The organism is Xanthobacter aminoxidans, from assembly GCF_043193615.1.
Lineage (GTDB): Bacteria > Pseudomonadota > Alphaproteobacteria > Rhizobiales > Xanthobacteraceae > Xanthobacter > Xanthobacter aminoxidans.
In genome coordinates this window covers 551,986-571,803 of record NZ_JBAFUS010000001.1, presented here as the reverse complement: position 1 = coordinate 571,803, position 19,818 = coordinate 551,986, and the positions used below count along the sequence as shown (strand labels likewise).

General features: G+C 68.0%; 20 protein-coding genes and 1 tRNA gene. 6 read left to right on the top strand and 15 right to left on the bottom strand.

Annotated features, from left to right (window positions below; all coding sequences use genetic code 11):
* Nucleotides 1-79: 79 nt before the first annotated feature.
* The 4 genes from V5F74_RS02545 to V5F74_RS02530 all read right to left on the bottom strand — a co-directional run bounded on the left by V5F74_RS02545 (nt 80) and on the right by V5F74_RS02530 (nt 5,397).
* On the bottom strand, nt 80-688 hold the full coding sequence (locus tag V5F74_RS02545) for a sarcosine oxidase subunit gamma (protein WP_394006104.1): 609 nt from the start codon (nt 686-688) through the stop codon (nt 80-82).
* Nucleotides 681-3,635 carry a sarcosine oxidase subunit alpha family protein gene (locus V5F74_RS02540; protein WP_394006102.1) on the bottom strand — a complete coding sequence of 985 codons (2,955 nt, stop codon included), beginning with the start codon at nt 3,633-3,635 and terminating at the stop codon, nt 681-683. Before V5F74_RS02540 ends, V5F74_RS02545 begins: the two co-directional genes overlap by 8 nt.
* Nucleotides 3,632-3,901 carry a sarcosine oxidase subunit delta gene (locus V5F74_RS02535; RefSeq protein WP_029558045.1) on the bottom strand — a complete coding sequence of 90 codons (270 nt, stop codon included), beginning with the start codon at nt 3,899-3,901 and terminating at the stop codon, nt 3,632-3,634. The genes V5F74_RS02540 and V5F74_RS02535 overlap by 4 nt, the downstream gene beginning before the upstream one ends.
* 242 nt (nt 3,902-4,143) lie before the next feature.
* The gene (locus tag V5F74_RS02530; RefSeq protein WP_029558046.1) at nt 4,144-5,397 is read right to left on the bottom strand and encodes a sarcosine oxidase subunit beta family protein; all 1,254 of its coding nucleotides are present in this window, start codon (nt 5,395-5,397) and stop codon (nt 4,144-4,146) included.
* 115 nt (nt 5,398-5,512) lie between these two features.
* Between V5F74_RS02530 and V5F74_RS02525 the strand changes: the two genes are divergently transcribed.
* The 4 genes from V5F74_RS02525 (at nt 5,513) to V5F74_RS02510 (ending at nt 8,357) form a co-directional block, all read left to right on the top strand.
* Nucleotides 5,513-6,475 carry a LysR family transcriptional regulator gene (locus V5F74_RS02525; RefSeq protein WP_250168554.1) on the top strand — a complete coding sequence of 321 codons (963 nt, stop codon included), beginning with the start codon at nt 5,513-5,515 and terminating at the stop codon, nt 6,473-6,475.
* Between the two features lie 278 nt (nt 6,476-6,753).
* Nucleotides 6,754-7,101 carry a cysteine rich repeat-containing protein gene (locus V5F74_RS02520; protein WP_051460615.1) on the top strand — a complete coding sequence of 116 codons (348 nt, stop codon included), beginning with the start codon at nt 6,754-6,756 and terminating at the stop codon, nt 7,099-7,101.
* 44 nt (nt 7,102-7,145) lie between these two features.
* Nucleotides 7,146-7,757 (top strand): OmpA family protein, encoded by a 612-nt coding sequence (locus V5F74_RS02515; RefSeq protein ID WP_394006099.1) that lies wholly within the window; start codon nt 7,146-7,148, stop codon nt 7,755-7,757.
* Between the two features lie 159 nt (nt 7,758-7,916).
* The gene (locus V5F74_RS02510) at nt 7,917-8,357 is read left to right on the top strand and encodes a cupin domain-containing protein (protein ID WP_394006097.1); all 441 of its coding nucleotides are present in this window, start codon (nt 7,917-7,919) and stop codon (nt 8,355-8,357) included.
* A 73-nt stretch (nt 8,358-8,430) separates the two neighbouring features.
* Here the strand turns inward: V5F74_RS02510 and glnT are convergent, their stop codons facing one another.
* The 5 genes from glnT to V5F74_RS02485 form a co-directional block, all read right to left on the bottom strand.
* On the bottom strand, nt 8,431-9,786 hold the full coding sequence (gene glnT, locus V5F74_RS02505) for a type III glutamate--ammonia ligase (RefSeq protein ID WP_245272262.1): 1,356 nt from the start codon (nt 9,784-9,786) through the stop codon (nt 8,431-8,433).
* 79 nt (nt 9,787-9,865) lie between these two features.
* Nucleotides 9,866-11,203 (bottom strand): FMN-binding glutamate synthase family protein, encoded by a 1,338-nt coding sequence (locus V5F74_RS02500; protein ID WP_024279533.1) that lies wholly within the window; start codon nt 11,201-11,203, stop codon nt 9,866-9,868.
* A gap of 72 nt (nt 11,204-11,275) precedes the next feature.
* Entirely contained in the window at nt 11,276-11,983 is a 708-nt protein-coding gene (locus V5F74_RS02495) for a GltB/FmdC/FwdC-like GXGXG domain-containing protein (RefSeq protein ID WP_024279532.1), read from the bottom strand.
* Nucleotides 11,980-12,879, bottom strand: coding sequence for a class II glutamine amidotransferase (locus V5F74_RS02490; RefSeq protein WP_024279531.1), 900 nt, complete (start codon nt 12,877-12,879; stop codon nt 11,980-11,982). Before V5F74_RS02490 ends, V5F74_RS02495 begins: the two co-directional genes overlap by 4 nt.
* 147 nt (nt 12,880-13,026) lie before the next feature.
* Entirely contained in the window at nt 13,027-13,683 is a 657-nt protein-coding gene (locus tag V5F74_RS02485) for a helix-turn-helix domain-containing protein (protein ID WP_029558051.1), read from the bottom strand.
* 406 nt (nt 13,684-14,089) lie between these two features.
* Here V5F74_RS02485 and V5F74_RS02480 point away from each other — a divergent pair.
* Nucleotides 14,090-14,165, top strand: a tRNA-Phe gene (locus V5F74_RS02480).
* 166 nt (nt 14,166-14,331) lie between these two features.
* On the top strand, nt 14,332-14,544 hold the full coding sequence (locus tag V5F74_RS02475) for an Arm DNA-binding domain-containing protein (protein ID WP_394006093.1): 213 nt from the start codon (nt 14,332-14,334) through the stop codon (nt 14,542-14,544).
* Between the two features lie 35 nt (nt 14,545-14,579).
* Here V5F74_RS02475 and V5F74_RS02470 read toward each other — a convergent pair whose 3' ends face one another.
* From V5F74_RS02470 to V5F74_RS02445, 6 genes are read right to left on the bottom strand one after another with little or no spacing between them, the layout of a single operon-like run.
* Nucleotides 14,580-15,530 carry a DUF6282 family protein gene (locus tag V5F74_RS02470; protein WP_394006091.1) on the bottom strand — a complete coding sequence of 317 codons (951 nt, stop codon included), beginning with the start codon at nt 15,528-15,530 and terminating at the stop codon, nt 14,580-14,582.
* The gene (locus V5F74_RS02465; protein ID WP_394006089.1) at nt 15,527-16,402 is read right to left on the bottom strand and encodes an isocitrate lyase/PEP mutase family protein; all 876 of its coding nucleotides are present in this window, start codon (nt 16,400-16,402) and stop codon (nt 15,527-15,529) included. Before V5F74_RS02465 ends, V5F74_RS02470 begins: the two co-directional genes overlap by 4 nt.
* A gap of 48 nt (nt 16,403-16,450) precedes the next feature.
* The gene (locus V5F74_RS02460) at nt 16,451-17,239 is read right to left on the bottom strand and encodes an ABC transporter permease (RefSeq protein WP_394006087.1); all 789 of its coding nucleotides are present in this window, start codon (nt 17,237-17,239) and stop codon (nt 16,451-16,453) included.
* A gap of 1 nt (nt 17,240) precedes the next feature.
* A complete protein-coding gene (locus V5F74_RS02455; protein WP_394006085.1) occupies nt 17,241-18,074 on the bottom strand; it encodes an ABC transporter ATP-binding protein in 834 nt (277 codons plus the stop codon).
* Entirely contained in the window at nt 18,062-18,826 is a 765-nt protein-coding gene (locus tag V5F74_RS02450) for an ABC transporter permease (RefSeq protein WP_051679178.1), read from the bottom strand. Before V5F74_RS02450 ends, V5F74_RS02455 begins: the two co-directional genes overlap by 13 nt.
* A gap of 6 nt (nt 18,827-18,832) precedes the next feature.
* Nucleotides 18,833-19,798 carry an ABC transporter substrate-binding protein gene (locus tag V5F74_RS02445; RefSeq protein WP_029558081.1) on the bottom strand — a complete coding sequence of 322 codons (966 nt, stop codon included), beginning with the start codon at nt 19,796-19,798 and terminating at the stop codon, nt 18,833-18,835.
* Nucleotides 19,799-19,818 lie beyond the last annotated feature (20 nt).

Genomic DNA, 19,818 nt, shown 5'->3' with positions numbered 1-19,818 from the left:
ATGGCGCCGCGCGACCGATGCGGCCGGGCGCCCTGTTCAGAAAATCGGTGCGGGAGAGGAGGCGCGCGCCGCGCTGCCGTCAACCTCGATCGGTGCCGGAGAGCGCGAAGCCGTATTCCGCCGCGCTCGCCGCCAGCCAGCGCAGGAAGGCGGGGGCGAAGGTGTTGCCCACCGCGAAGCGATAGCTGGGGCTCGCGTCCCGCTGCCAGAAGGTGACGCCCACGTGGGAGACCGGCGTCGTCGCCGCGTCGCCCGGCTGGAACGCGCGGGGATCGAGGTCCACCGCCACGCCCTTCACCAGCGCTTCGCGCGCCTTGGGGCCGGAGATGTCGAGCACGAGATTGGCGTCGCTCTGGTCGGTGACGGCGCCAAGGCCGGCCGCCAGCTCTTCGAGACGCCGGCGCAGCGCGGCGCCGTCCGATCCTTCGGCGAACACCAGCCACTTGCCGGGGCCGGTGCCGATGGCCTCAAGGCCGGCGCCGACGCTCGCCTTCGGCGCATCCACCAGAGGTAGGCCGGAAGCGGTGGCGGCGGCGATCAGCGCGGCGGTCTTGCCCTTGCGGGCGACCAGCGTCGCGGCGGCAAGGTTCGTCACCACCTGCGCCGTGACGCCGGTGGCGCCCGCGACGCCATAGTGCCCGGCCGGAACGAGGTGGGCGGGGGAGAGGGACTGGAAGAGGTCAGACACGCTGCTTCTCCCCTTCGGGATCGACAAAGTGGGGAGAGCACACCTCGACCTCGATGTCACCGCCGCGCACCGGGTCATAGGCGCGCAGCTTCTCGCCGATGCGCTCCGGCCCGCGCTTGAGGAGGCCGAGGCCGATGGAGTGGCCGAGGATGGGCGACCAGGCGACGGAGGTCATGTAGCCCTCGTCATTCTCAGTGGTGGGGGCCGCGCCGAGGGGCAGGAAATGCGCGCCGGCCTTGAGCCGCGCCGCCTTGTCCACCGGCCGGAAGCCGACGAAGGTGGGCCGGTCTGGATCGGTGAAGGCGGGGCGGCCCGCCATCACGCGGCCGATGAAGTCCTTCTTGGTGGAGGCCATGCGCCCGAGGCCGAGATCGCGGGCGGAGGTCTGCCCGTTCAGCTCGCTGCCGGAGACATGGCCCTTCTCGATGCGCAGCACGGCCAGCGTCTCGACGCCGTAGGGCGTGATGCCGTAGGGCGCGCCCGCCGCCATGATCGCCCGCATCAGCTTGTCGCCGTGGCGGGCGGGCACCGCGATCTCGTAGCCGAGCTCGCCGGAGAAGGAGAGGCGGAAGACGCGCGCTTCCACGCCGCCCATCACCGTGGTCTGGAGCGCGCCCATGAAGGGCAGGCCGGTGTTGGAGACATCCGCGCCGTCCACCAGCTTCGCCAGCACGTCGCGGGAGCGCGGGCCGGAGACGGCGATCTGCGCCCACTGCTCGGTGATGGAGGCGAGGCACACGTCCAGCTCCGGCCACAGCACCTGCAGGCAGAATTCAAGATGCTGGAACACCTTGGCCGCGTTGGCGGTGGTCGTGGTCATCACATAATGGTCGTCGGCGAGACGGGCGGTGGTGCCGTCGTCCATGACGATGCCATCCTCGCGCAGCATCACGCCGTAGCGCGCCTTGCCGACGCCGAGGGTGGAGAACATGTTGATGTAGACACGATCCAGCAGCCGGCCCGCGTCCGGCCCCTGAAGGTCGATCTTGCCGAAGGTGGACACGTCGATGACGCCGACGCTTTCGCGCGTGGCCTTCACCTCGCGGTTCACCGCCGCCTGCCAGTCCTCGCCGGCCTTCGGGAACCACGCGGCGCGCAGCCACTGTCCGGTCTCGACGAACACCGCGCCCTGTTCCTCCGCCCACTGATGGGTCGGTGTCGGGCGGGTGGGCTTGAAGTCCACGCCGCGATGGTGGCCGGCGAGCACGCCGAGGGCCACCGGGGTATAGGGCGGGCGGAACACGGTGGTGCCGGTCTCGGGAATGCCCTTGCCGGTGAGCGCCGCCATGATGGCGAGGCCCGCCATGTTGGAGGTCTTGCCCTGGTCGGTGGCCATGCCCATGGTGGTGTAGCGCTTGAGCAATTCCACCGCCCGGAAGCCTTCGCGATGGGCGAGGGCCACATCCTTGGCGGTCACGTCGTTCTGCTGGTCCACGAAGGCGGGACCCTTGGCGTGCACCTGCCAGAAGGCCTTGAGGCCGTTGGGCGCATCGCCCGCTACGGGGGCGGGAGTCGCGACGGGTGCGAAGCCCGCATCTTCCGCCGCTGCGGCGCCCAGCGCGCTGCCATCCGCGAGGCTTTCGGCGAGCGTGAGGTGCCCGGCGGCGGCGCCCGCCACCGCCATGCCCACCGGCACGGCGCCGGGCACGAAGGCGGCGATATCCTCGCGCCAGATGGGCCTGCCGCCCTGATGGCAGGTGAGGTTCACGTTGGGCGTCGCGCCGCCGGAGACGCCGAGCGCCTCCACGGAGAGCGTGCGGACACCCTTGGGCGTGCGCACGGTGACGCCGGACAGGCACTTGCCGGAGGTGGCGATGACCTCGCTCCCGGTGAGGAGATCGAGGCCCAGCGCCTTCGCCCGCGCGGCCAGCGCAGGGGCGACGGCGTCGCGCACATCCGCGATGGCTTCCAGCTTCACGCCGGCCGCGGCGGCGTCCAGCAGCGCGGCGACGGCGTGGTCGTTGTTGGTGAAGCCCGCCGCCCGCGGCCCCGCGCCGACGCCGAAGCGCGTGGCATAGGTGGCGAGCGCCAGCGCCGACATGACGCCGGGCCGGTCATTGCCAGGGAAGACGATGGGCCGGTCGAAGGCGCCTGCCGCCAGCACGGAGCGCTTGGCGATGAAGCGCCACAGCCGCTGGCGGGGCTGGAAGGGGGCGGGGACGGCGAGATGGTCGCTCACCTTCTCCACCGCGCCGAACTCGCCGCCGTCATAGGCGCCGAACACGGTGGTGCGCGGCATGAGGCGGACGTTGGGCAGGCTCGACAGTTCGGCGAGCGCGCGGGTAACGAAATCCGCCGCGCTGCCGCCGTCGATCTCGGCCTGCTCGGAGAGGAGCCGGCCGCCGAGGCGGAAGTCCTCGTCCGCCAGCACCACCCGCGCACCGGTGCGCCCAGCGGCAAGGGCCGCCGCAAGGCCGGCTGCGCCGGAGCCAATGACCAGCACGTCGCAGAAATGGGTGGCCTTCTCGTAATGGTCCGGGTCGGCCACCTCGGCCGCGCGGCCGAGGCCGGCAGCACGGCGGATCATGGGCTCGTAGACCTTCTCCCAGAAGGCGGCGGGCCACATGAAGGTCTTGTAGTAGAAGCCCGCGCCGAGGAAGGGCGACACGAGCTGGTTCATGCTGAGCAGGTCGACGTCCAGCGAGGGCCAGCGGTTCTGGCTGGTGGCGTCCAGCGCGTCGAACAGCTCAATGGTGGTGGCGCGGGTGTTGGGCTCGCGCCGGGCGCCGGAGCGCAGCTCCACCAGCGCGTTCGGCTCCTCGGACCCTGCGGTGACGATGCCGCGCGGCCGGTGATACTTGAAGGAGCGGCCGACCAGCCGCACGCCGTTGGCGAGCAGCGCGGAGGCGAGCGTGTCGCCGGGATGGCCGGTGTAGCTCTTGCCGTCGAAGCTGAAGGAGAGGGTGCGGCTGCGGTCGATCAGCCCCCCTGCGGAAAGCCGGGTCATTCGGCCGCCTCCGTCCGGGTGAAGCGCACTGCGGTGATGGTGTGGGTGCGGGTGTCGCGCGTGACGGTGAGCCAGCGGCGGCAGCCGCCCGCGTGGTACCAGAGCTCGTCCATCACGCCGGCGACGTTGTCGCGCTCGTAGACGTAGACGTTGAAGGCGTCCGGCGCCTCGGGATCGGCCGGGTCCGGCCGGGTGGGCGCGGCATCGCCGAGATAGGCGAACTCATGGGACGACCTCGCGCCGCAATAGGGACAGGTGATGCGCATGGGTCAGGTCCGGGTGGAGGGGTGAAGAGCAGCATGGCTCCCCTCTCCCCTCGCGGGAGAGGGGGTGAGGGGGCTGCGCTGGGCTCGGATGGACCGGCGTGTGGTGGAGGAAATACCCCTCACCCCAACCCTCTCCCGCAAGGGGAGAGGGAGTCCAAAAGGCGAGAGCGTGCTCCCAGACGGATTGCACTCTAGGCTCCGCCGTCGCTGGTCCGGGGCGCGAAAATCGAGAAGCGCGCCCATCAGTGCAAATTCGGCTGGGCGCCGACTCCCTTTTCGTCGATCACATGGCCGGTGCGGAAGCGGTCCAGGCGGAAGGCGGCGTTGAAGCGGTGCGCCTCTTCCTTGGCGATGGTCCAGGCGAAGCACCAGCCGGAGGCCGGCGTCGCCTTGAAGCCCCCGTAGTTCCACGCGGTGTTGAGGAACAGGCCAGGCAGGGGACCCACGTCGATGATGGGCGAGCCGTCCATGGACATGTCCACGAGGCCGCCCCACGAGCGCAGCATGCGCAGCCGCCCGATGAGCGGCATCAGCGCCATGCCGCCCTCGGCCACATCCTCCACCACGGGGAGGTTGCCGCGCTGGGCGTAGGAATTGTAGCCGTCGATGTCGCCGCCGAAGACGAGGCCGCCCTTGTCCGACTGGCTGACGTAGAAATGCCCCATGCCGAAGGTGATGACGCCCGGCACCAGCGGCTTCAGCCCTTCCGAGACGAAGGCCTGCAGCACATGGCTCTCGATGGGCAGGCGCAGGCCGAGATGCCTGGTCAGCCGCGAGGTGGAGCCGGCCACCGCGAGGCCCACCTTGCCGGCGCGGATCGGGCCGCGATTGGTCTCCACGCCCACCACCGCGTCACCCTCGCGGATGAAGCCGGTGACCTCGCAATTCTGCACGATGTCCACACCCAGCCGGTCGGCGGCGCGGGCATAGCCCCACACCACGGCATCATGGCGCGCGGTGCCGGCGCGGGCCTGCATCAGCCCGCCCTTGATGGGGAAGCGGGAGTTGTCGAAATCGAGGAAGGGGCAGAGCGCCTTCACCTGTTCGCGGTCCAGCAGTTCGGAATCGGCGCCGGCGAGGCGCATGGCGTTGCCGCGCCGGGCATAGGCGTCGCGCTGGCCGTCCGAGTGGTAGAGATTGATGATGCCGCGCTGGGAGACCATGGCGTTGTAGTTGAGGTCCTGCTCCAGGCCCTCCCACAACTTCATGGACCACTCGTAGAAGGGCTCGTTGCCGGGCAGCAGGTAGTTGGAGCGGATGATGGTGGTGTTGCGCCCCGCGTTGCCGGAGCCGATATGCCCCTTCTCCAGCACCGCGATGTTGCGGATGCCGTGCTCCTTGGCGAGGTAATAGGCGGTCGCGAGACCATGGCCGCCGCCGCCGACGATGATGACGTCATAGGACGGCTTGGGCACCGCATCGCGCCAGGCGGGCGTCCAGCCCTTCTGGCCGTTGAGCGCGTTGGCGATCAGGCTGAATACGGAATAGCGGGACATTGAACCCCTCGGGACCCTTGGGAACCCCTCGGCGCGGACGCCGAGGCACCCCTTTGGAAAAGATATAGCCCCGCCAAAAACCACAGGTAATATAAATCCTGCTTATTCTGTGGGGATGACGGTGCGCGAGCTTCTGCCGTTCGATCTGAAGGCGCTGGAAATCTTCCTCGCCGTCTGCGAGGCGGGCGCCATGGCGGGCGCGGCGCGGCGGCTCGGGCTCACCCAGCCGGCGGTGTCGCAGGCGGTGGCGGAGCTGGAGACGCGCATGGGCGTCGCGCTGTTCGATCGCAGCGTCCGGCCTTTGGGGCTGACGGCCGCGGGCGGCGTGCTCAGGCAGAAGGCGAGCGCGCTCCTCTCCGAGGCCCGGCAGATCGTGCCGGCGCTGAAGGAGACGGAACACGGCCGCCTGCCTTTGATCCGCGCCGGCCTCGTCGATTCCCTCTCCCGTGCGCTCTCCGCGCCGCTGGCCGGGCGGCTCTGCGCGGTGGCGGAGGAGGTGTCGCTGCTCGCCGGCCTCACGGCCGCCCATGCCAGCGCGCTGCTCTCCCGCCAGCTCGATCTCTTGGTGGGCGTGGACGAACTCGCCGACATCGAGGGGCTGGAGCGCTTCCCGCTTCTGACCGAGCCCTATGTGCTGCTGCTCCCCGCCGGCGAGACGGCGCCCGAACGGGTGGAGGAGGTGGCGCGCCTCGCGCAGCGTCTGCCTTTGGTGCGCTTCTCCGCCCGCTCGCGCACGGGCATCGAGGTGGACAGGCACCTGAGGCGCCTCAAGCTCGATCTGCCGCGCCGGCTGGAGTTCGACACGCCCTTCGGCGTCTCGGCCATGGTGGCGGCGGGGGAGGGGTTCGCGGTGACGACGCCGCTCTGCATCTTCGAGGCGGGGCTGGATCGCGATCGGGTCCGTTACGCGCCGCTGCCGGGTCCCGCCTTCTCCCGCAGCCTGACGCTGATCGGCCGCCGGCAGGAACTCGGCCGCCTGCCGCGGGAGGTGGCGGGCTTCTGCCGGCAGACCCTGGACGAGGCGGTTCTGCCCGTCCTGCGCGCCACCCTGCCATGGGTGGGCGACACGCTCGGATAGAAGGCGCGGCAACGCGTGAGACTGCTGAAGGCCAAGCTTCGTGGCGGCCAATTGCCAAGCTTTGGAAGTCGAGTTTTCGGCCTGACGTTAAGTTTGTGCTGAAAAGTCCGATCCCGGAGGCACCACCGCCCGCTGTCGGCCTCGACCGTTTGATGATACCCCTACGTCGTGTCGGGGCATTCATTTGAAGACGGGGTGGGGCAACAATGCGGATCGGTGGAGTTCTATTTGCAGCGGTAATCCTTGCTGGGTCTGCCTCTGCGGCAGGCGCGCAGACCATGAGCTATGCGCAGGCCGGCGCCCTTCTGGCGCGCAGCTGCGGCGCGGACATCAACAAGTTCTGTTCGAACGTGAATCTGGGCGAGGGCAAGCTGCTCGCCTGCATGGACGGGAAGATCAATCAGGTCAGCGCCAAGTGCAAAGCCGACTATGCGACGGCGAAGGCCTCCATCGCCGAGCGGGATGCGGCGCAGGATTCCATTCAGGAAGTCTGCTCGGCGGATACGGCACGCCTGTGCCCCGGCATGGTGCCCCAGGATGGCAACCTGCTCTCCTGCCTGCTCCAGGCGACGCGGGTGGTGAGCGACAAGTGCAACGCCGCGATCACCAACGCCGGCTACCGCTGAGCGTCCTCCTCACATCCTCGCACTCGAACGAAGGACGTTTCGCGATGACATCGCCTTTGACCCGCCTTGCACTGGCCGCGCTGCTCGCTGCCGCCGTGCCGGCGATCACCCCCGCCTATGCCCAGACCGCCCTCTCCGATGGCCAGATCCTCCAGGGGCTGCAAGGCCTGAGCGAAAAGGCCCCGACCATCACCGCGCAGCAGCTGCGCTCCATGGTCCAGACCCACATGGCGCAGAACCCGGGCGAGCAGCTCAGCCGTCCCTCGCTGGCGCTGAAGCTCGACCAGCTGCCGCAGATCAACGTGCAGATCCAGTTCCGCCTCGGTTCGGCGATCATCGAGCCGTCGTCCTACGGCACGCTCGGCGCCATCGCCGATGCCATGCACAACCCGATCCTGCACGGCTACAAGTTCATCGTCACCGGCAACACGGATGTCACCGGCCCGCGTGAGGTGAACCTCAAGCTCAGCCAGGCCCGCGCCGATGCGGTGGTGAGCGCGCTGGTCAGCGTGTTCAACATCAATCCCACCCGCCTCGAGGCGGTGGGGCTGGGCGAGGAAGTGCTGCTCGATCCCAAGCGGCCAACCGATCCCATCAACCGGCGCGTCCAGATCTTCACCGTGGGCCGCCTCGCGCCTTACGTCGCCCAGCGCTGAAGCCCCGACGATCCTGCATGAAGAAGGCGCCGCCCCCCGCCGGGGCGGCGCCTTCTTCGTTGCGTCCGGGCCCGTGGTGCAGCCACTCGCCGCGCGCGGAAATCCCGTTATCCTGAGGGGCCTGCGCGGCGCGCGGGCCAATATTGGGAGGACAGGATCATGCTCGCTCGACGCCGGTTCATCTCCTGCGCCATCTGCTCGCTGGCGGGGTTCGCCGCCACGCAGGTTGGCGGCACGCAGGCCATGGCACAGGGCCAATCAGCACCCGCCGCGGCGCCCGCCGGAATCTCGCGCAAGGTGCTCGGCCGCACCGACATGCCGGGCGACAAGTATGTCGCGATCCTGATGGAGGCGGAGTTCGACGGCGGCCTCAAGGTGGCGCGTCACACCCATCCGGGCGTCGAGAGCACCTATCTCATGGCCGGGGGCGGCGTGCTCTCGGTGAAGGGCCAGCCCGACCGCACGCTGGCGCCGGGCGACGGCTTCCAGATTCCGCCCGAAGTGCCGCACGCCTTCCAGGTGGGGGGCGACAAGACGAAGCTCGTCATCACCTACATCGTCGAGAAAGACAAGCCGCTGGCGACGCCCGCGCCGGAGTGAGGTGCTCAAAAAAGGTGAGAGCCCGGCGCAGGGGAATGCGCCGGGCTCCCGGGGACAACCGACAGAGCAGGGCTCAGATGTCGAGGGTGTTGTCCCTTTCCCATTGGGTGAGGTGACGGGAGAAGGCGTTCCATTCCACGGTCTTCAGCTTCAGGTAGCCGTCCACGAACGGCTTGCCGAGGCGATCCGTCAGCACCTTGGACTTCTCCAGCGCCCGCATGGCGTCGAGCAGGTTGAGCGGCAGGCGCTTGGCGCCCTTCACCTTGTGCCCGTCGGTGTACATGTTGATGTCGAGGCGCTTGCCCGGATCGCGCTTGTTCTCGATGCCGTCGAGGCCGGCGGCCGCGAGGCCCGCCTGGAGCAGGTAGGGGTTGGCCGCGCCGTCGGCGAGGCGGAACTCGAACCGGCCCGCATCGGGAATGCGGATCATGTGGGTGCGGTTGTTGCCGGTGTAGGTGACGGTGTTCGGCGCCCAGGTGGCCCCGGAGATGGTGCGCGGGGCGTTGATGCGCTTGTAGGAATTCACCGTCGGGTTGGTGAGGGCGCAGAGCGCGTCCGCATTGTGGATGAGGCCGCCGATGAAGTGGTAACCCAGCTCGGAGACGCCCAGCTCGCCCTTGGGATCGGAGAAGGCGTTCTTGCCCTTCTGCCACATGGAGACATGGGCGTGGCAGCCCGAGCCGGTGAGGTTGATGAAGGGTTTCGGCATGAAGGTCGCGCGCAGGCCGTGCTGCTCCGCGATCGACTTCACCATGTATTTGAAGAAGACATGGCGGTCCGCGGTGAGGAGCGCGTTGTCGTAGTTCCAGTTCATCTCGAACTGGCCGTTGGCGTCCTCATGGTCGTTCTGGTACGCGCCCCAGCCGAGCTTGAGCATGGCGTCGCAGATGTCCTTGATGACATCATAGCGGCGCATGAGGGCGGCCTGATCGTAGCAGGGCTTCTCGGCGGTGTCGGCGGTGTCCGAGATGGACTTGCCGTCCTGCGTGATGAGGAAGTATTCGCACTCGACGCCCGTCTTGATCTCGTAGCCGAGGCGCGCGGCGGCGGCGAGCTGCTTCTTCAGCAGCGTGCGGGGCGCCTGCTCCACTTCCTTGCCGCCCATGTAGAGGTCGGCGGCGAGCCAGCCGATCTCTTCCTTCCAGGGCAGCTGGATGAGGCTGGTCGGGTCCGGCACGGCGAACAGGTCGGGATCGGCCGGCGACATGTCGAGCCAGGTGGCGAAGCCGGCGAAGCCGGCGCCTTCCTTCTGCATGGGGCCGATGGCGGAGGCGGGCACCAGCTTGGCGCGCAGGCCACCGAACAGGTCCACGTAGGAGATCAGGAAATACTTGATGCCGCGGTCCTTCGCGACCTTGGCGAGGTCGATCTGGGCAGCGGCGGAAGCGCGGCCTTCGGCCTCGCGGAGCGGCGTACGGAAGTGGTCCATGCGAAATTCCCCGGAATTTGGAAGCGGTATTCTTTGAAAAAAGCCGCGCCGGTCGAGCGGCGCGGCTTGAAGGTTCGGATCAGTATCCGCCGGTCCTGCCGGGCACCCAGGAGGTGCCGGCCAGGGGCACGCCGGCCATGGCGGCGGCCTCCACGGTCAGCGCCACGAGGTCTTCCGGCTCCAGATTGTGCAGGTGGCTCTTGCCGCAGGCGCGGGCAATGGTCTGCGCCTCCAGCGTCATCACCGAGAGATAGTTGGCGAGGCGGCGGCCGGCCTTCACCGGATCGAGCCGCTTGGACAGCTCGGGGTCCTGGGTGGTGATGCCGGCGGGGTCGCGGCCCTCGTGCCAGTCGTCATAGGCTCCGGCGGTGGTGCCGAGCGCCTGGTATTCGTCTTCCCACTGGGGATCGTTGTCGCCGAGCGCGACGAGGGCGGCCGTGCCGATGGCGACCGCGTCCGCACCGAGCGCCAGCGCCTTGGCCACGTCCGCGCCGGTGCGGATGCCGCCGGAGACGATGAGCTGCACCTTGCGGTGCATGTCGAGGTCCTGGAGCGCCTGCACGGCCGGGCGGATGGCGGCGAGGATCGGGATGCCCACGTGCTCGATGAACACGTCCTGCGTCGCCGCGGTGCCGCCCTGCATGCCGTCGAGCACCACCACGTCGGCGCCCGCCTTCACCGCCAGCGCGGTGTCGTAATAGGGCCGCGAGGCACCGACCTTTACGTAGATCGGCTTCTCCCAATCGGTGATCTCGCGCAGCTCCTCGATCTTGATCTCGAGGTCGTCCGGGCCGGTCCAGTCGGGATGGCGGCAGGCCGAGCGCTGGTCGATGCCCTTGGGCAGGGTGCGCATGGCGGCCACGCGATCGGAGATCTTCTGGCCGAGCAGCATGCCGCCGCCGCCGGGCTTGGCGCCCTGGCCGATGACGATCTCGATGGCGTCGGCCTTGCGCAGGTCCACCGGGTTCATGCCGTAGCGCGACGGCAGGTACTGGTAGACGAGGGTCTTGGACTGGCCGCGCTCCTCCGGCGTCATGCCCCCGTCGCCGGTGGTGGTTGAGGTGCCCACCGTGGAGGCGCCACGTCCCAGCGCTTCCTTCGCCTGCGCGGAGAGCGCACCGAAGCTCATGCCGGCGATGGTGACGGGGGTCTTCAGCGTGATCGGCTTCTTGGCGAAGCGGGTGCCGAGGGTGACCTCGGTGCCGCACTTCTCGCGATAGCCCTCCAGCGGGTAGCGCGACATGGAGGCGCCGAGGAAGAGCAGATCGTCGAAGTGGGGCAGCTTGCGCTTGGTGCCGGCGCCACGGATGTCATAGATGCCGGTCGCCGCGGCCCGGCGGATCTCGGCCAGTGTCGCCGGATCGAAGGTGGCGGAGAAGCGCGGCGGGGTGCGCGGCGTGTTGTTGTGGGCGGTCATGGGGTCCTCACCCGGAAAAGTTCAACTGCGGTCGGTGCGTCCCGCCCGTGGCGGGCGCGACGGCGGCGCGCGTCAGTAGGCGGACGCGTTGTCCACGTGGAAGTTGTAGAGCTGGCGGGCGGAGCCGTAGCGCTTGAACTCCGAGACATCGACCGCGCCTTCGAGGCCGGCGGCCTTCAGCTTCTGGGCCAGGAGCGCCTTGTGCTCGTCCCGCATCTCCTTCTCGATGCAGTCCGCGCCCAGGCTCTTCACCGTGCCGCGAACGAAGAGCTTCGCCTCGTAGAGGCTGTCGCCCAGCGCCTCGCCGGCATCGCCCAGCACCACGAGGGAGCCGGACTGACCCATGAACGCGCTCATGTGGCCGATGGAGCCCTTCACGACGATGTCCACGCCCTTCATGGAGATGCCGCAGCGGGCGGAGGCATTGCCATCCACCACGAGCATGCCGCCATGGGCGGTGGCGCCGGCCGACTGGCTGGCATCGCCGCGCACATGCACGAAGCCACTCATCATGTTCTCGGCGACGCCCTGACCGGCATTGCCGTGGATGATGACGGAGGCTTCCGCATTCATGCCGGCGCAGTAGTAGCCGACATTGCCCTCGATCTCGACGGTGAGGGGCATGGCCAGCCCCACCGCCACCGCGTGGCGGCCGTTGGGGTTCAGCACCCGCCAGCGGCGGGCGTTGGATTCAGCGGTGGCCTTGTGAAGGGCCTCGTTCAGCTCGCGCAGCGGCGTGGTGGCGAGGTCGAAGGTCACGTCCGGCGCAATGGCGTTCACTGTGCGCGCTCCCAGAAATACACGGTGGCGGGCTCGGGCTCGAAGACCTTGGCCTTGGCGATGCCGGGCAGGTCGACGAGCGCGCGGTATTCCGAGCCGAAGGCGACATACTGGTCGGTCTCGGCCATCACGGCGGGCTTGCAGGCGATGGGATCACGCAGCACGCCGAAGCCGCTCTCGGTGCCCACCACAAAGGTGAAGAAGCCGTCGAGGTCCTTCAGGCCGGCTTCCAGAGCCTGCCCGAGCGAGGCGCCTTCCCGCATCCGCCAGGTGAGATAGCCGGCGGCCACCTCGCTGTCGTTCTCGGTCTCGATGGCGATGCCTTCGCGCTTCAGCTGCCGGCGCAGGGCGTTGTGGTTGGACAGCGAGCCGTTGTGCACGAGGCACTGGTCGGCGCCGGTGGAGAAGGGATGCGCGCCGGCGGTGGTCACCGCGCTCTCGGTGGCCATGCGGGTGTGGCCGATGCCGTGGGTGCCGCGCATCTGCGCCAAGCCGAAGGTCTGCGCCACGGAGGAGGGCAGGCCGACCTCCTTGAAGATTTCCATGCGGGAGCCGGTGCCCACCACCGCCACCTCGGGATGGCGCTCGGCGAGGAAGGCGCGCACGGCGGCCTCACGCACCTGCGGGATTTCCACCACCGCATGGGTGCCGTGGAGGACGAGGGCGGGCATGCCGTTCGCCGGGCCGGACAGGCCGGCGGCGAGGCCCTCGAAATCATAGCCCCGGGCGGCGCGCAGGGAGAGCTTCACACTGTCCTTGCCGCCGGCGCCGTAGACCGCGAAGCCCGCGCTGTCGGGGCCGCGATCTGTCATGACGCAGAGCATGGACGCGAGCATGGCACCCAGCTCGCCTTCGAGCTTCGGGTCCTTGAGGAAAAGTCCGACGATGCCGCACATGGCGTTCGATTTTACTCCATTGCGGGCCGCCGCTGCGGCCTTGTCACAAGGAGTACGCCCGTTAGGCGAGGGCGTCAATCGGAAGAGAATATAATTTTCTCTGGAGGAAAACTTCGCCGATCGTCAGGGTGAGAAGGGGGCGCCGGCTCAGTGCCGGTCGCGGCCGTAGACGATGATGGACAGGTAGGTCATGGGCGCCTTGATGAGGTCTTCCGGGCCATGGGCGGCACCAGAATCGAACATCAGCGCATCGCCGGCACGCAGGTGATAGGTGCGGTCCGCGTGGCGGTAGAGCACCTCGCCGGAGAGCATGTAGATGAACTCCACGCCCGCATGGCGGAAGCCCGTATAGGGCGCCGCCTCTTCGGTGAGGGTGATGAGGTAGGGCTCCACCACGATGTCGCCGCCGAGGCCGTGGCCGAGCAGTTCGTACTGATGGCCGACCTTGGTGCCGCGCCGCTCGATGATGACGCCCTGCTGCGCCTTTACGAAGGAGCAGTCGCGCCGCTCCTCAAAGGCGGAGAACAGCGTGGTGAGCGGCACGTTGAGCGCCTTGGAGATGGATTGCAGCGTGGCGAGGGAGGGGGAGATCTGCCCGTTCTCGATCTTCGACAGCATGCCCACCGAGATGCCGGCCGCGCCCGCGAGGTCGGAAACCGTCAGATCCAGCTCGCGGCGGATGGAGCGCACCTGCACGCCCAGAGCCTCCTCCAGCGTGACCGCCTCCGCTGCGGGGGCGCTGGACCCGGTGACATAGTCGGCAGTCTCCTGGTCGACGCTCTTCGGCTCGGCGACGCTCTTCATCTTGCGCTCGGGCACACCATCCCCCGTCGTTCCCGCATATCCGCCCCAGCCGTGATGCTGCGTCCGGGCGGTGATTTGCCGGCCATTGTGCCAGCTTCCGCGCAAGAATGCATCGCACCGTTGGCGACTCGCGCGATGGCACGCGGGTGGAGAAAAATGGCTGTCTGCAACCCGCTCAGGACGGCGGGCGCCCGTCCCGCGATCGCGTGCGTCTCCGGTGACAGGGGGGCGGAAACGCTTGTTCCGAAACGCATCGAGGCGATCACCGCCGTGGCTTGTCCACAGCTCCCACGCGCCGCCCTACAGACTGCATGCCGGCTCTGGACACGACCCGATTTCCTCCCTATACACTCGCCGCTCCGAAGGGGTTGACGCCCCTCCGGACCCGGGCCCCGGCCCGGCGGATGCCCAGGTAGCTCAGTTGGTAGAGCATGCGACTGAAAATCGCAGTGTCGGTGGTTCGATTCCGCCCCTGGGCACCATTTCACGCTCCCGATGAGCCCGCTGAAATCCGTCAGATCTGAAAAATCAATAACTTAAGCCGTTTTCCCCGTCCGGCATGGTGCGGGAAGGGGCGGTTGCATCCGGCCAATCAGGGGGTAGCTTTGGGGGATCGGCTCCCTACACCCAGCGGCGATACCCCCACCGATGGCACTTTCCGACCTTGCCATTCGCAATCTCAAGCCCACCGGGAAGCCGTTCAAGGCGTCGGACAGCGGTGGGCTGCACCTTCTCGTCAATCCGAACGGCTCGCGCCTCTGGCGGCTGAAGTCCCGCTTCGGAGGCAAGGAGATGCTCATTGTCTTGGGCACGTCGGCCGTCGCGCGACGCCGTGATGGCTTACCTGCCGTTTGGGATTAAGCTCGATCAGAAGGCCGGGGTCTGAACCCAATGTCCTACGGGCTCGGACACGGCTGCAAGTCGATGCCGAGCAGCCTTGCGGGGGTGTCTTTCATCATCTTGCGGATGTCAGCGAATGGCATGCCCAGATCGAGGAAGGTTCCGGCGAGCATGCGGAGGGTTTCGGAGGCCGGGGGAGACCATTCGAAGAAATAATCGGTGGTTATGATCGCCCGGTCGGCGCTGATTTCCGAGATGATCTCCATGGCCAGCCTGGGCGAGATGCGCTGGAATTGAGGCAGCATGCCGAGGGTGCAGAACTCGCAGACGGCATCGAGCGCAACCATGTCCCGGATTTCCTCGCGTGACGCGGCGACCGAGTTGCTGTCCGGGTGGGAAAAGACCACGGACTCGATGCCGAAGTCCTTGGCCTTCTGGGCCACGGCAATGCTCTCCTTCGGCGAAATGTGCGCGGTGCAGACCAGCATCTTGTGCTCGGCCGCAACGGCGAGGCACTCGCACACCTCGGGGCGAACCCGTCCGGCTTCGTCGGTGGCCCTCAGGCCGGCCTCGCGCGTGAGGCCTGCGGCACGGGGGAGAATGTGGCCGAGATGCCGCGACATGCCGCCCCGCTCCCGGTCGTGGGCGGCGCCCCATGTGGGAAAGAACATGACGCGGGCGCCCTGCCGCGCGGCGGCCTCGACGGCCAGCGGGCTGAAGCCGCCTGCGATCGGATTCAGCGTGATCGAGGCGTGGACATCGATGCCCGGTACCATCCGGCGCAGGTGATAGGCGCGCCCGACGGTCGGCCACATGTGCGACTTCAGCACGATACCGGCCATGCCCGCGGCGCGTGCGATGGCAAGCTCGTCCCAATCCTCATGCCGGGTCCGGTGATCGAAGGCGATTTCCGGATAGCCGTGATGGTGCAGGTCGATGGCCCCTCGCACCAGTTCATCTGCCGGGGAGGGACCTCCCGGGGGCCAGGGATACGGGAATTCGCTCATGATCTTTGCCTCTCCAGGATGTTCGCCTCGAACGCCCTGATCTCCGACAGGCCGAGCGCCGTGTTGGGTTCGGAAAGGCTCGCCATGCGGTCCATCCAGGAGCGGGAATCGCCGGTCGCCTTCAGGTCGGCGAGGAAAGCCGAGACCTGGCGGACCATGATGCGGACCGTCGAGCTCGGGAAGATCACTATGGAGAAGCCCATGGCCTCAAGCTCTACGGCGGAGAAGAGGGGCGTCTTGCCGCTTTCGGACATGTTCACCATCAGGGGCCCGTCAAGCTCACGGCCGATGATGCGCAATTCCTCGGCGGATTCCGGCCCGTCGACGAACAGCACGTCGGCACCGACCGCGCGAAACTTGCGGCAGCGGGAAAGCGCGGCCTCCATGCCGTGGGGGCCGCGGGCATCTGTCCGGGCGATCACCACCGTGTCGGCTCTTCGGGCGGCGAGGGCGGCGTCCAGCTTGCGTAGGGCGACATCTTCGGGCTCGACGATTTTTCCGTCCATGTGGCCGCACTTCTTCGGCCACGCCTGGTCTTCGATCTGGACGGCGGCCACGCCGAGCCCCTCCATGCCGCGCACCGTGCGCGCGACATTGGCGACATCGCCATAGCCCGTGTCGCAATCGACGATGAGCGGGAGATCGGTCACCTGCCGCGCGGCCCGCACCAGCTCGGCCTGCTCGGCATAGGCGATGAGCCCGATGTCGGGGACACCATGGCGCGCCGCGGCCGCGGCGTACCCGCTGACGTAGGCCGCCTCGAAGCCGGCGCCCTCAATGAGCTTCAGCTCCAGGGGGGAGCCCCCGCCGGGCACGATCAGGATCTCCGGCCGGGTGAGGCGGGCGCGCAGACGCGCTGCGGGATGGGGCAATGCGACCTCCTCGGTTTGTGGGGACGGCGCGCCCTGCTGCGCGGCGCTTCAGAGGGCCTCGCGGGTCCGGTGGGCCGGTGTCGCCCAGCGTTCCAGCCGTCCGATCAGCCAGTCGAGACCGCCGGCGAGAACGAGGACGATGAGCACCCCGAAATAGACCTGCGGTGTCTGGAACATGGTGCGGTACTGGGTGATGAGGAATCCGATGCCGCCGGTGGAGGCGAGCATTTCCGCCACCACCACCCCGATGATCACCAGCGCGCCGCCGAGCCGCAGGCCCGCCACCAGCGCCGGCAGGGTGGCGGGGATCATCACCTCGAGGATCTGCTGGCGCCTGTTCGCCCCCATGCTGCGCGCCGCCAGCAGGAGGCGCTCATCCACGAGCTGCACGCCCGCCGCTGTCGCCAGTGCCATGGGAAACAGGCCATACATGCCGCCGAACCAGATCTTGGACTGGGGGCCGATGCCGATCCAGGCGATGAGGATCGGATAGATCACCACGAAGGGAATGGCATAGGCCGAGGAGAGGAGCGGAAGCAGCGTGAGCCGAAGCCCCCGCACACTGCCGAGAATGAGCCCGATGCTGCCCCCGCCGACATAGGCGATGACGAGGCCCACCGCGATCTCGCCCAGCGTCGTCAGCAGGGCCGGTGCGAAGATGCCGAACGAGGTGAAGCCGACCTCAAGGGTGGCCGAGAAGGGCGCGAGAATGACCGGCGGCACCAGCCCCGCCCGGGGCAGGATTTCCCACGCGGCGACCAGGCCGGCGAGGAGCAGGACCTGGAGCTGACGGACGCTGATGAACGGCCGTGCGGCCCCGGATGCGTCGGAGGTCATGTCAGTCCTTCCGGATGAGGCGCCAGATGTGATCCCGCAGCCGCCCGAACTTTTCCGTCGCCATCATCTCGTAGGTGCGCGGACGCGGCAGATCGATCTCGATGCGTTCGAGGATCCGTCCGGGCCTATGGCTCATCACCACGACCTCGTCGCACAGATAGACCGCCTCGGTCAGGCTGTGGGTGACGAAGATCACGGTCTTGCGGCGCTTCTCCCAGATGTTCAGCAGCTCGTTGCCCATGGTCATCCGGGTCTGCTCGTCGAGGGCGGCGAAAGGCTCGTCCATGAGCAGGATGTGCGGGTCCTGGCAGAAGCCGCGGGCGATGGAAACGCGATGGCGCATGCCGCCCGAGAGCTGGTTGGGCAGGCGATCCTTGAACTCCGAGAGGCCGACGAGATCGAGGAAGGCGTCGGCGCGCGCGCGCCGCTCAGTCTTGCCGATGCCGCGCACCTTCAGGGGAAACTCCACGTTCTCGCGCGCCGTCTTCCATGGCAGGAGGCTCGCTTCCTGGAACACCACGCCGACCCGCTCGGGATCGGGCCTGGACAGCTCGGTCCCCTCGACCACGATGCGCCCTTCGCTCGGCTGCATCAGGCCCGCAAGCATCAGCAGTAGCGAAGATTTTCCGCAGCCGCTCGGCCCCACGAGGCCAACAAACCGGCCCCGCTCGACGGTGAAGTTCACGTCGTCCAGTGCCTTCACGGCCCCGGCGCCGTAGATGTGGAAGATATGCTCCACAGCCACATCCACCGGCGCGGGTCCCGCCTGGCTGGCACCGGCCGCGCCGCGTTCGTCGTCCGCCGCATCGAGCTTGCCGGCCGTCAGCCTCGCCATTTTCCGACCTTTCTCTCGTAGGCGCGCAGGGCCTCGTTGACGGTGATGCTGAGCAGGGAAACCAGAAGGACGCCCGCATAGAGGTCCGGCATCTGGAAGGTCTGTCCCCAGGTCGCGATCCGCGCACCCATGCCGGCGCGCGCCACCGCCATCTCGGCGAAGACCACGCCGGTGATGGAGAAGATGACGCCAAGTCGCATGCCTTCGACGATGAAGGGAAGCATGGATGGCCAGTAGATCTCGGCATAGATCCGAGCCCGCGAGGCACCGTAGGCGCGGGCGAGCTTCACAAGCTCCGGCTCGACGCTCGCCACCGCCGCGACGGTGCTGATGACCAGGACGAAGATGGCCTGGAAGACGCCGAATGCCACCTTCTGCCCGAAGCCGATGCCGAACAGCAGGATGAAAGCCGGCAGGAATACCGATTTCGGCACGCTCGCCAGGAAATAGAAGAAGGGTTTGAAGACCCGTCCAATATAGTCGTTTTCGGCGAGCAGCAGGCCGCAGCCCACCCCGAGCGGCGCGACGATGGCGAAGGCGAGTGCGACCTCGCTCGCGGTGATGGCGAGATCCTTCACGACGCTGCCCTCGGAGAGCAGCACGATGAGCTGCTTCAAGACCTCGGAGAACGGCGGCAACAGCGTCGGATCGGCAAGGCCGGCCCGCGGCGCGAATTCCCACAGGGCCGCGACGATCGCCACGGCCCCGAACTGCACGGCGCGAATGCGCCAGCTGTGGGGTGATGCGGTCATGGCCGGTCAGGGCGAAAGCGGCGTGACCGGCACGAACTCGGTGGTGTAGAGCGAGGCTGCCGGTGGCAGCTCCTTCATCCCGGCGAGCGTCGCAAGATTGAGGGATTCCTGAACCCACTCCTCCTTGAACGCGCCGTCGGCGGAAAGCCCCTTGACCGTATTGTCGAACTCCTCGCCGGCGACAGCTTCGCCGAACTTCGTGGCCTCATCGATGAACTTGACCGTCCACGCCCGGTTTTCCTGCATGTAGCGGACGGCACCATAGAAGGCGGCGAGGAATTTCTTGACGGCTTCGGGCTTTTTCGCGATCGCCTCGTCGGAGGCGACCCACACGTCGGGGACATTGGGCTTCATGGCCGTGCCCAGGTCGACGACCACGCGTCCCAGCCCCGAGCTGGCGATGCGGTAGGACACCGGCGGAAAGGCAACCACGGCATCCACATTCTTGGCGGTGAGGTTTGGAATGAGGCCCGAGCCGCCGACGGGAACGCGCGTGAAGGTGCCGCCCGACTGGCTCTCCACCCACAGGGCAAAGAAATCGGTGGCGGCGCCGGGCGAGCTGGTGCCGACCTTCTTGCCCACGAGATCCTTGATCGTCTTGATGGAGGAATCCTCGCGCGACATGACCCACCATCCGCGTGGCGTGATGGTGCCCGCGCTGATGATCCTCGCCTTCACGCCCCGTGCCCTGGCCAGCGCCAGCCCCGGGGGAATGAAGTTGACGATGTCGGCTTCACCGGCCGCGAGCGCCTCCATGGAGGCGCTGCCACCCTGGTAGCCGGAGAATTCGACGTCCACGCCCGCCTTCTTGAAAAGCCCAAGCTTCTCCGCCGCCATGATCGGCAGGACCGGGCCGTAGTTCGGTGTGCCGCCGACACGCAGCTTCGGGTTCTGCGCGCATGCGGGGGATGCGAAGGCCAGCAGCGCAATGCCGGCGGCACTCAGGAATACGCGCCTCGTGGCCGAGATCATTTTCGTCCTCCCAGATGTGG

Coding starts and splice junctions, on each gene's coding strand:
- V5F74_RS02445 (WP_029558081.1), bottom strand. CDS start 19,798: ATGATCTCGGCCACGAGGCGCGTATTCCTGAGTGCCGCCGGCATTGCG.
- V5F74_RS02490 (WP_024279531.1), bottom strand. CDS start 12,879: ATGTGCGGCATCGTCGGACTTTTCCTCAAGGACCCGAAGCTCGAAGGC.
- V5F74_RS02525 (WP_250168554.1), top strand. CDS start 5,513: ATGACGGTGCGCGAGCTTCTGCCGTTCGATCTGAAGGCGCTGGAAATC.
- V5F74_RS02455 (WP_394006085.1), bottom strand. CDS start 18,074: ATGGCGAGGCTGACGGCCGGCAAGCTCGATGCGGCGGACGACGAACGC.
- V5F74_RS02515 (WP_394006099.1), top strand. CDS start 7,146: ATGACATCGCCTTTGACCCGCCTTGCACTGGCCGCGCTGCTCGCTGCC.
- V5F74_RS02535 (WP_029558045.1), bottom strand. CDS start 3,901: ATGCGCATCACCTGTCCCTATTGCGGCGCGAGGTCGTCCCATGAGTTC.
- V5F74_RS02520 (WP_051460615.1), top strand. CDS start 6,754: ATGAGCTATGCGCAGGCCGGCGCCCTTCTGGCGCGCAGCTGCGGCGCG.
- V5F74_RS02540 (WP_394006102.1), bottom strand. CDS start 3,635: ATGACCCGGCTTTCCGCAGGGGGGCTGATCGACCGCAGCCGCACCCTC.
- V5F74_RS02485 (WP_029558051.1), bottom strand. CDS start 13,683: ATGAAGAGCGTCGCCGAGCCGAAGAGCGTCGACCAGGAGACTGCCGAC.
- V5F74_RS02475 (WP_394006093.1), top strand. CDS start 14,332: ATGGCACTTTCCGACCTTGCCATTCGCAATCTCAAGCCCACCGGGAAG.
- V5F74_RS02530 (WP_029558046.1), bottom strand. CDS start 5,397: ATGTCCCGCTATTCCGTATTCAGCCTGATCGCCAACGCGCTCAACGGC.
- V5F74_RS02470 (WP_394006091.1), bottom strand. CDS start 15,530: ATGAGCGAATTCCCGTATCCCTGGCCCCCGGGAGGTCCCTCCCCGGCA.
- V5F74_RS02500 (WP_024279533.1), bottom strand. CDS start 11,203: ATGACCGCCCACAACAACACGCCGCGCACCCCGCCGCGCTTCTCCGCC.
- glnT (WP_245272262.1), bottom strand. CDS start 9,786: ATGGACCACTTCCGTACGCCGCTCCGCGAGGCCGAAGGCCGCGCTTCC.
- V5F74_RS02450 (WP_051679178.1), bottom strand. CDS start 18,826: ATGACCGCATCACCCCACAGCTGGCGCATTCGCGCCGTGCAGTTCGGG.
- V5F74_RS02510 (WP_394006097.1), top strand. CDS start 7,917: ATGCTCGCTCGACGCCGGTTCATCTCCTGCGCCATCTGCTCGCTGGCG.
- V5F74_RS02460 (WP_394006087.1), bottom strand. CDS start 17,239: ATGACCTCCGACGCATCCGGGGCCGCACGGCCGTTCATCAGCGTCCGT.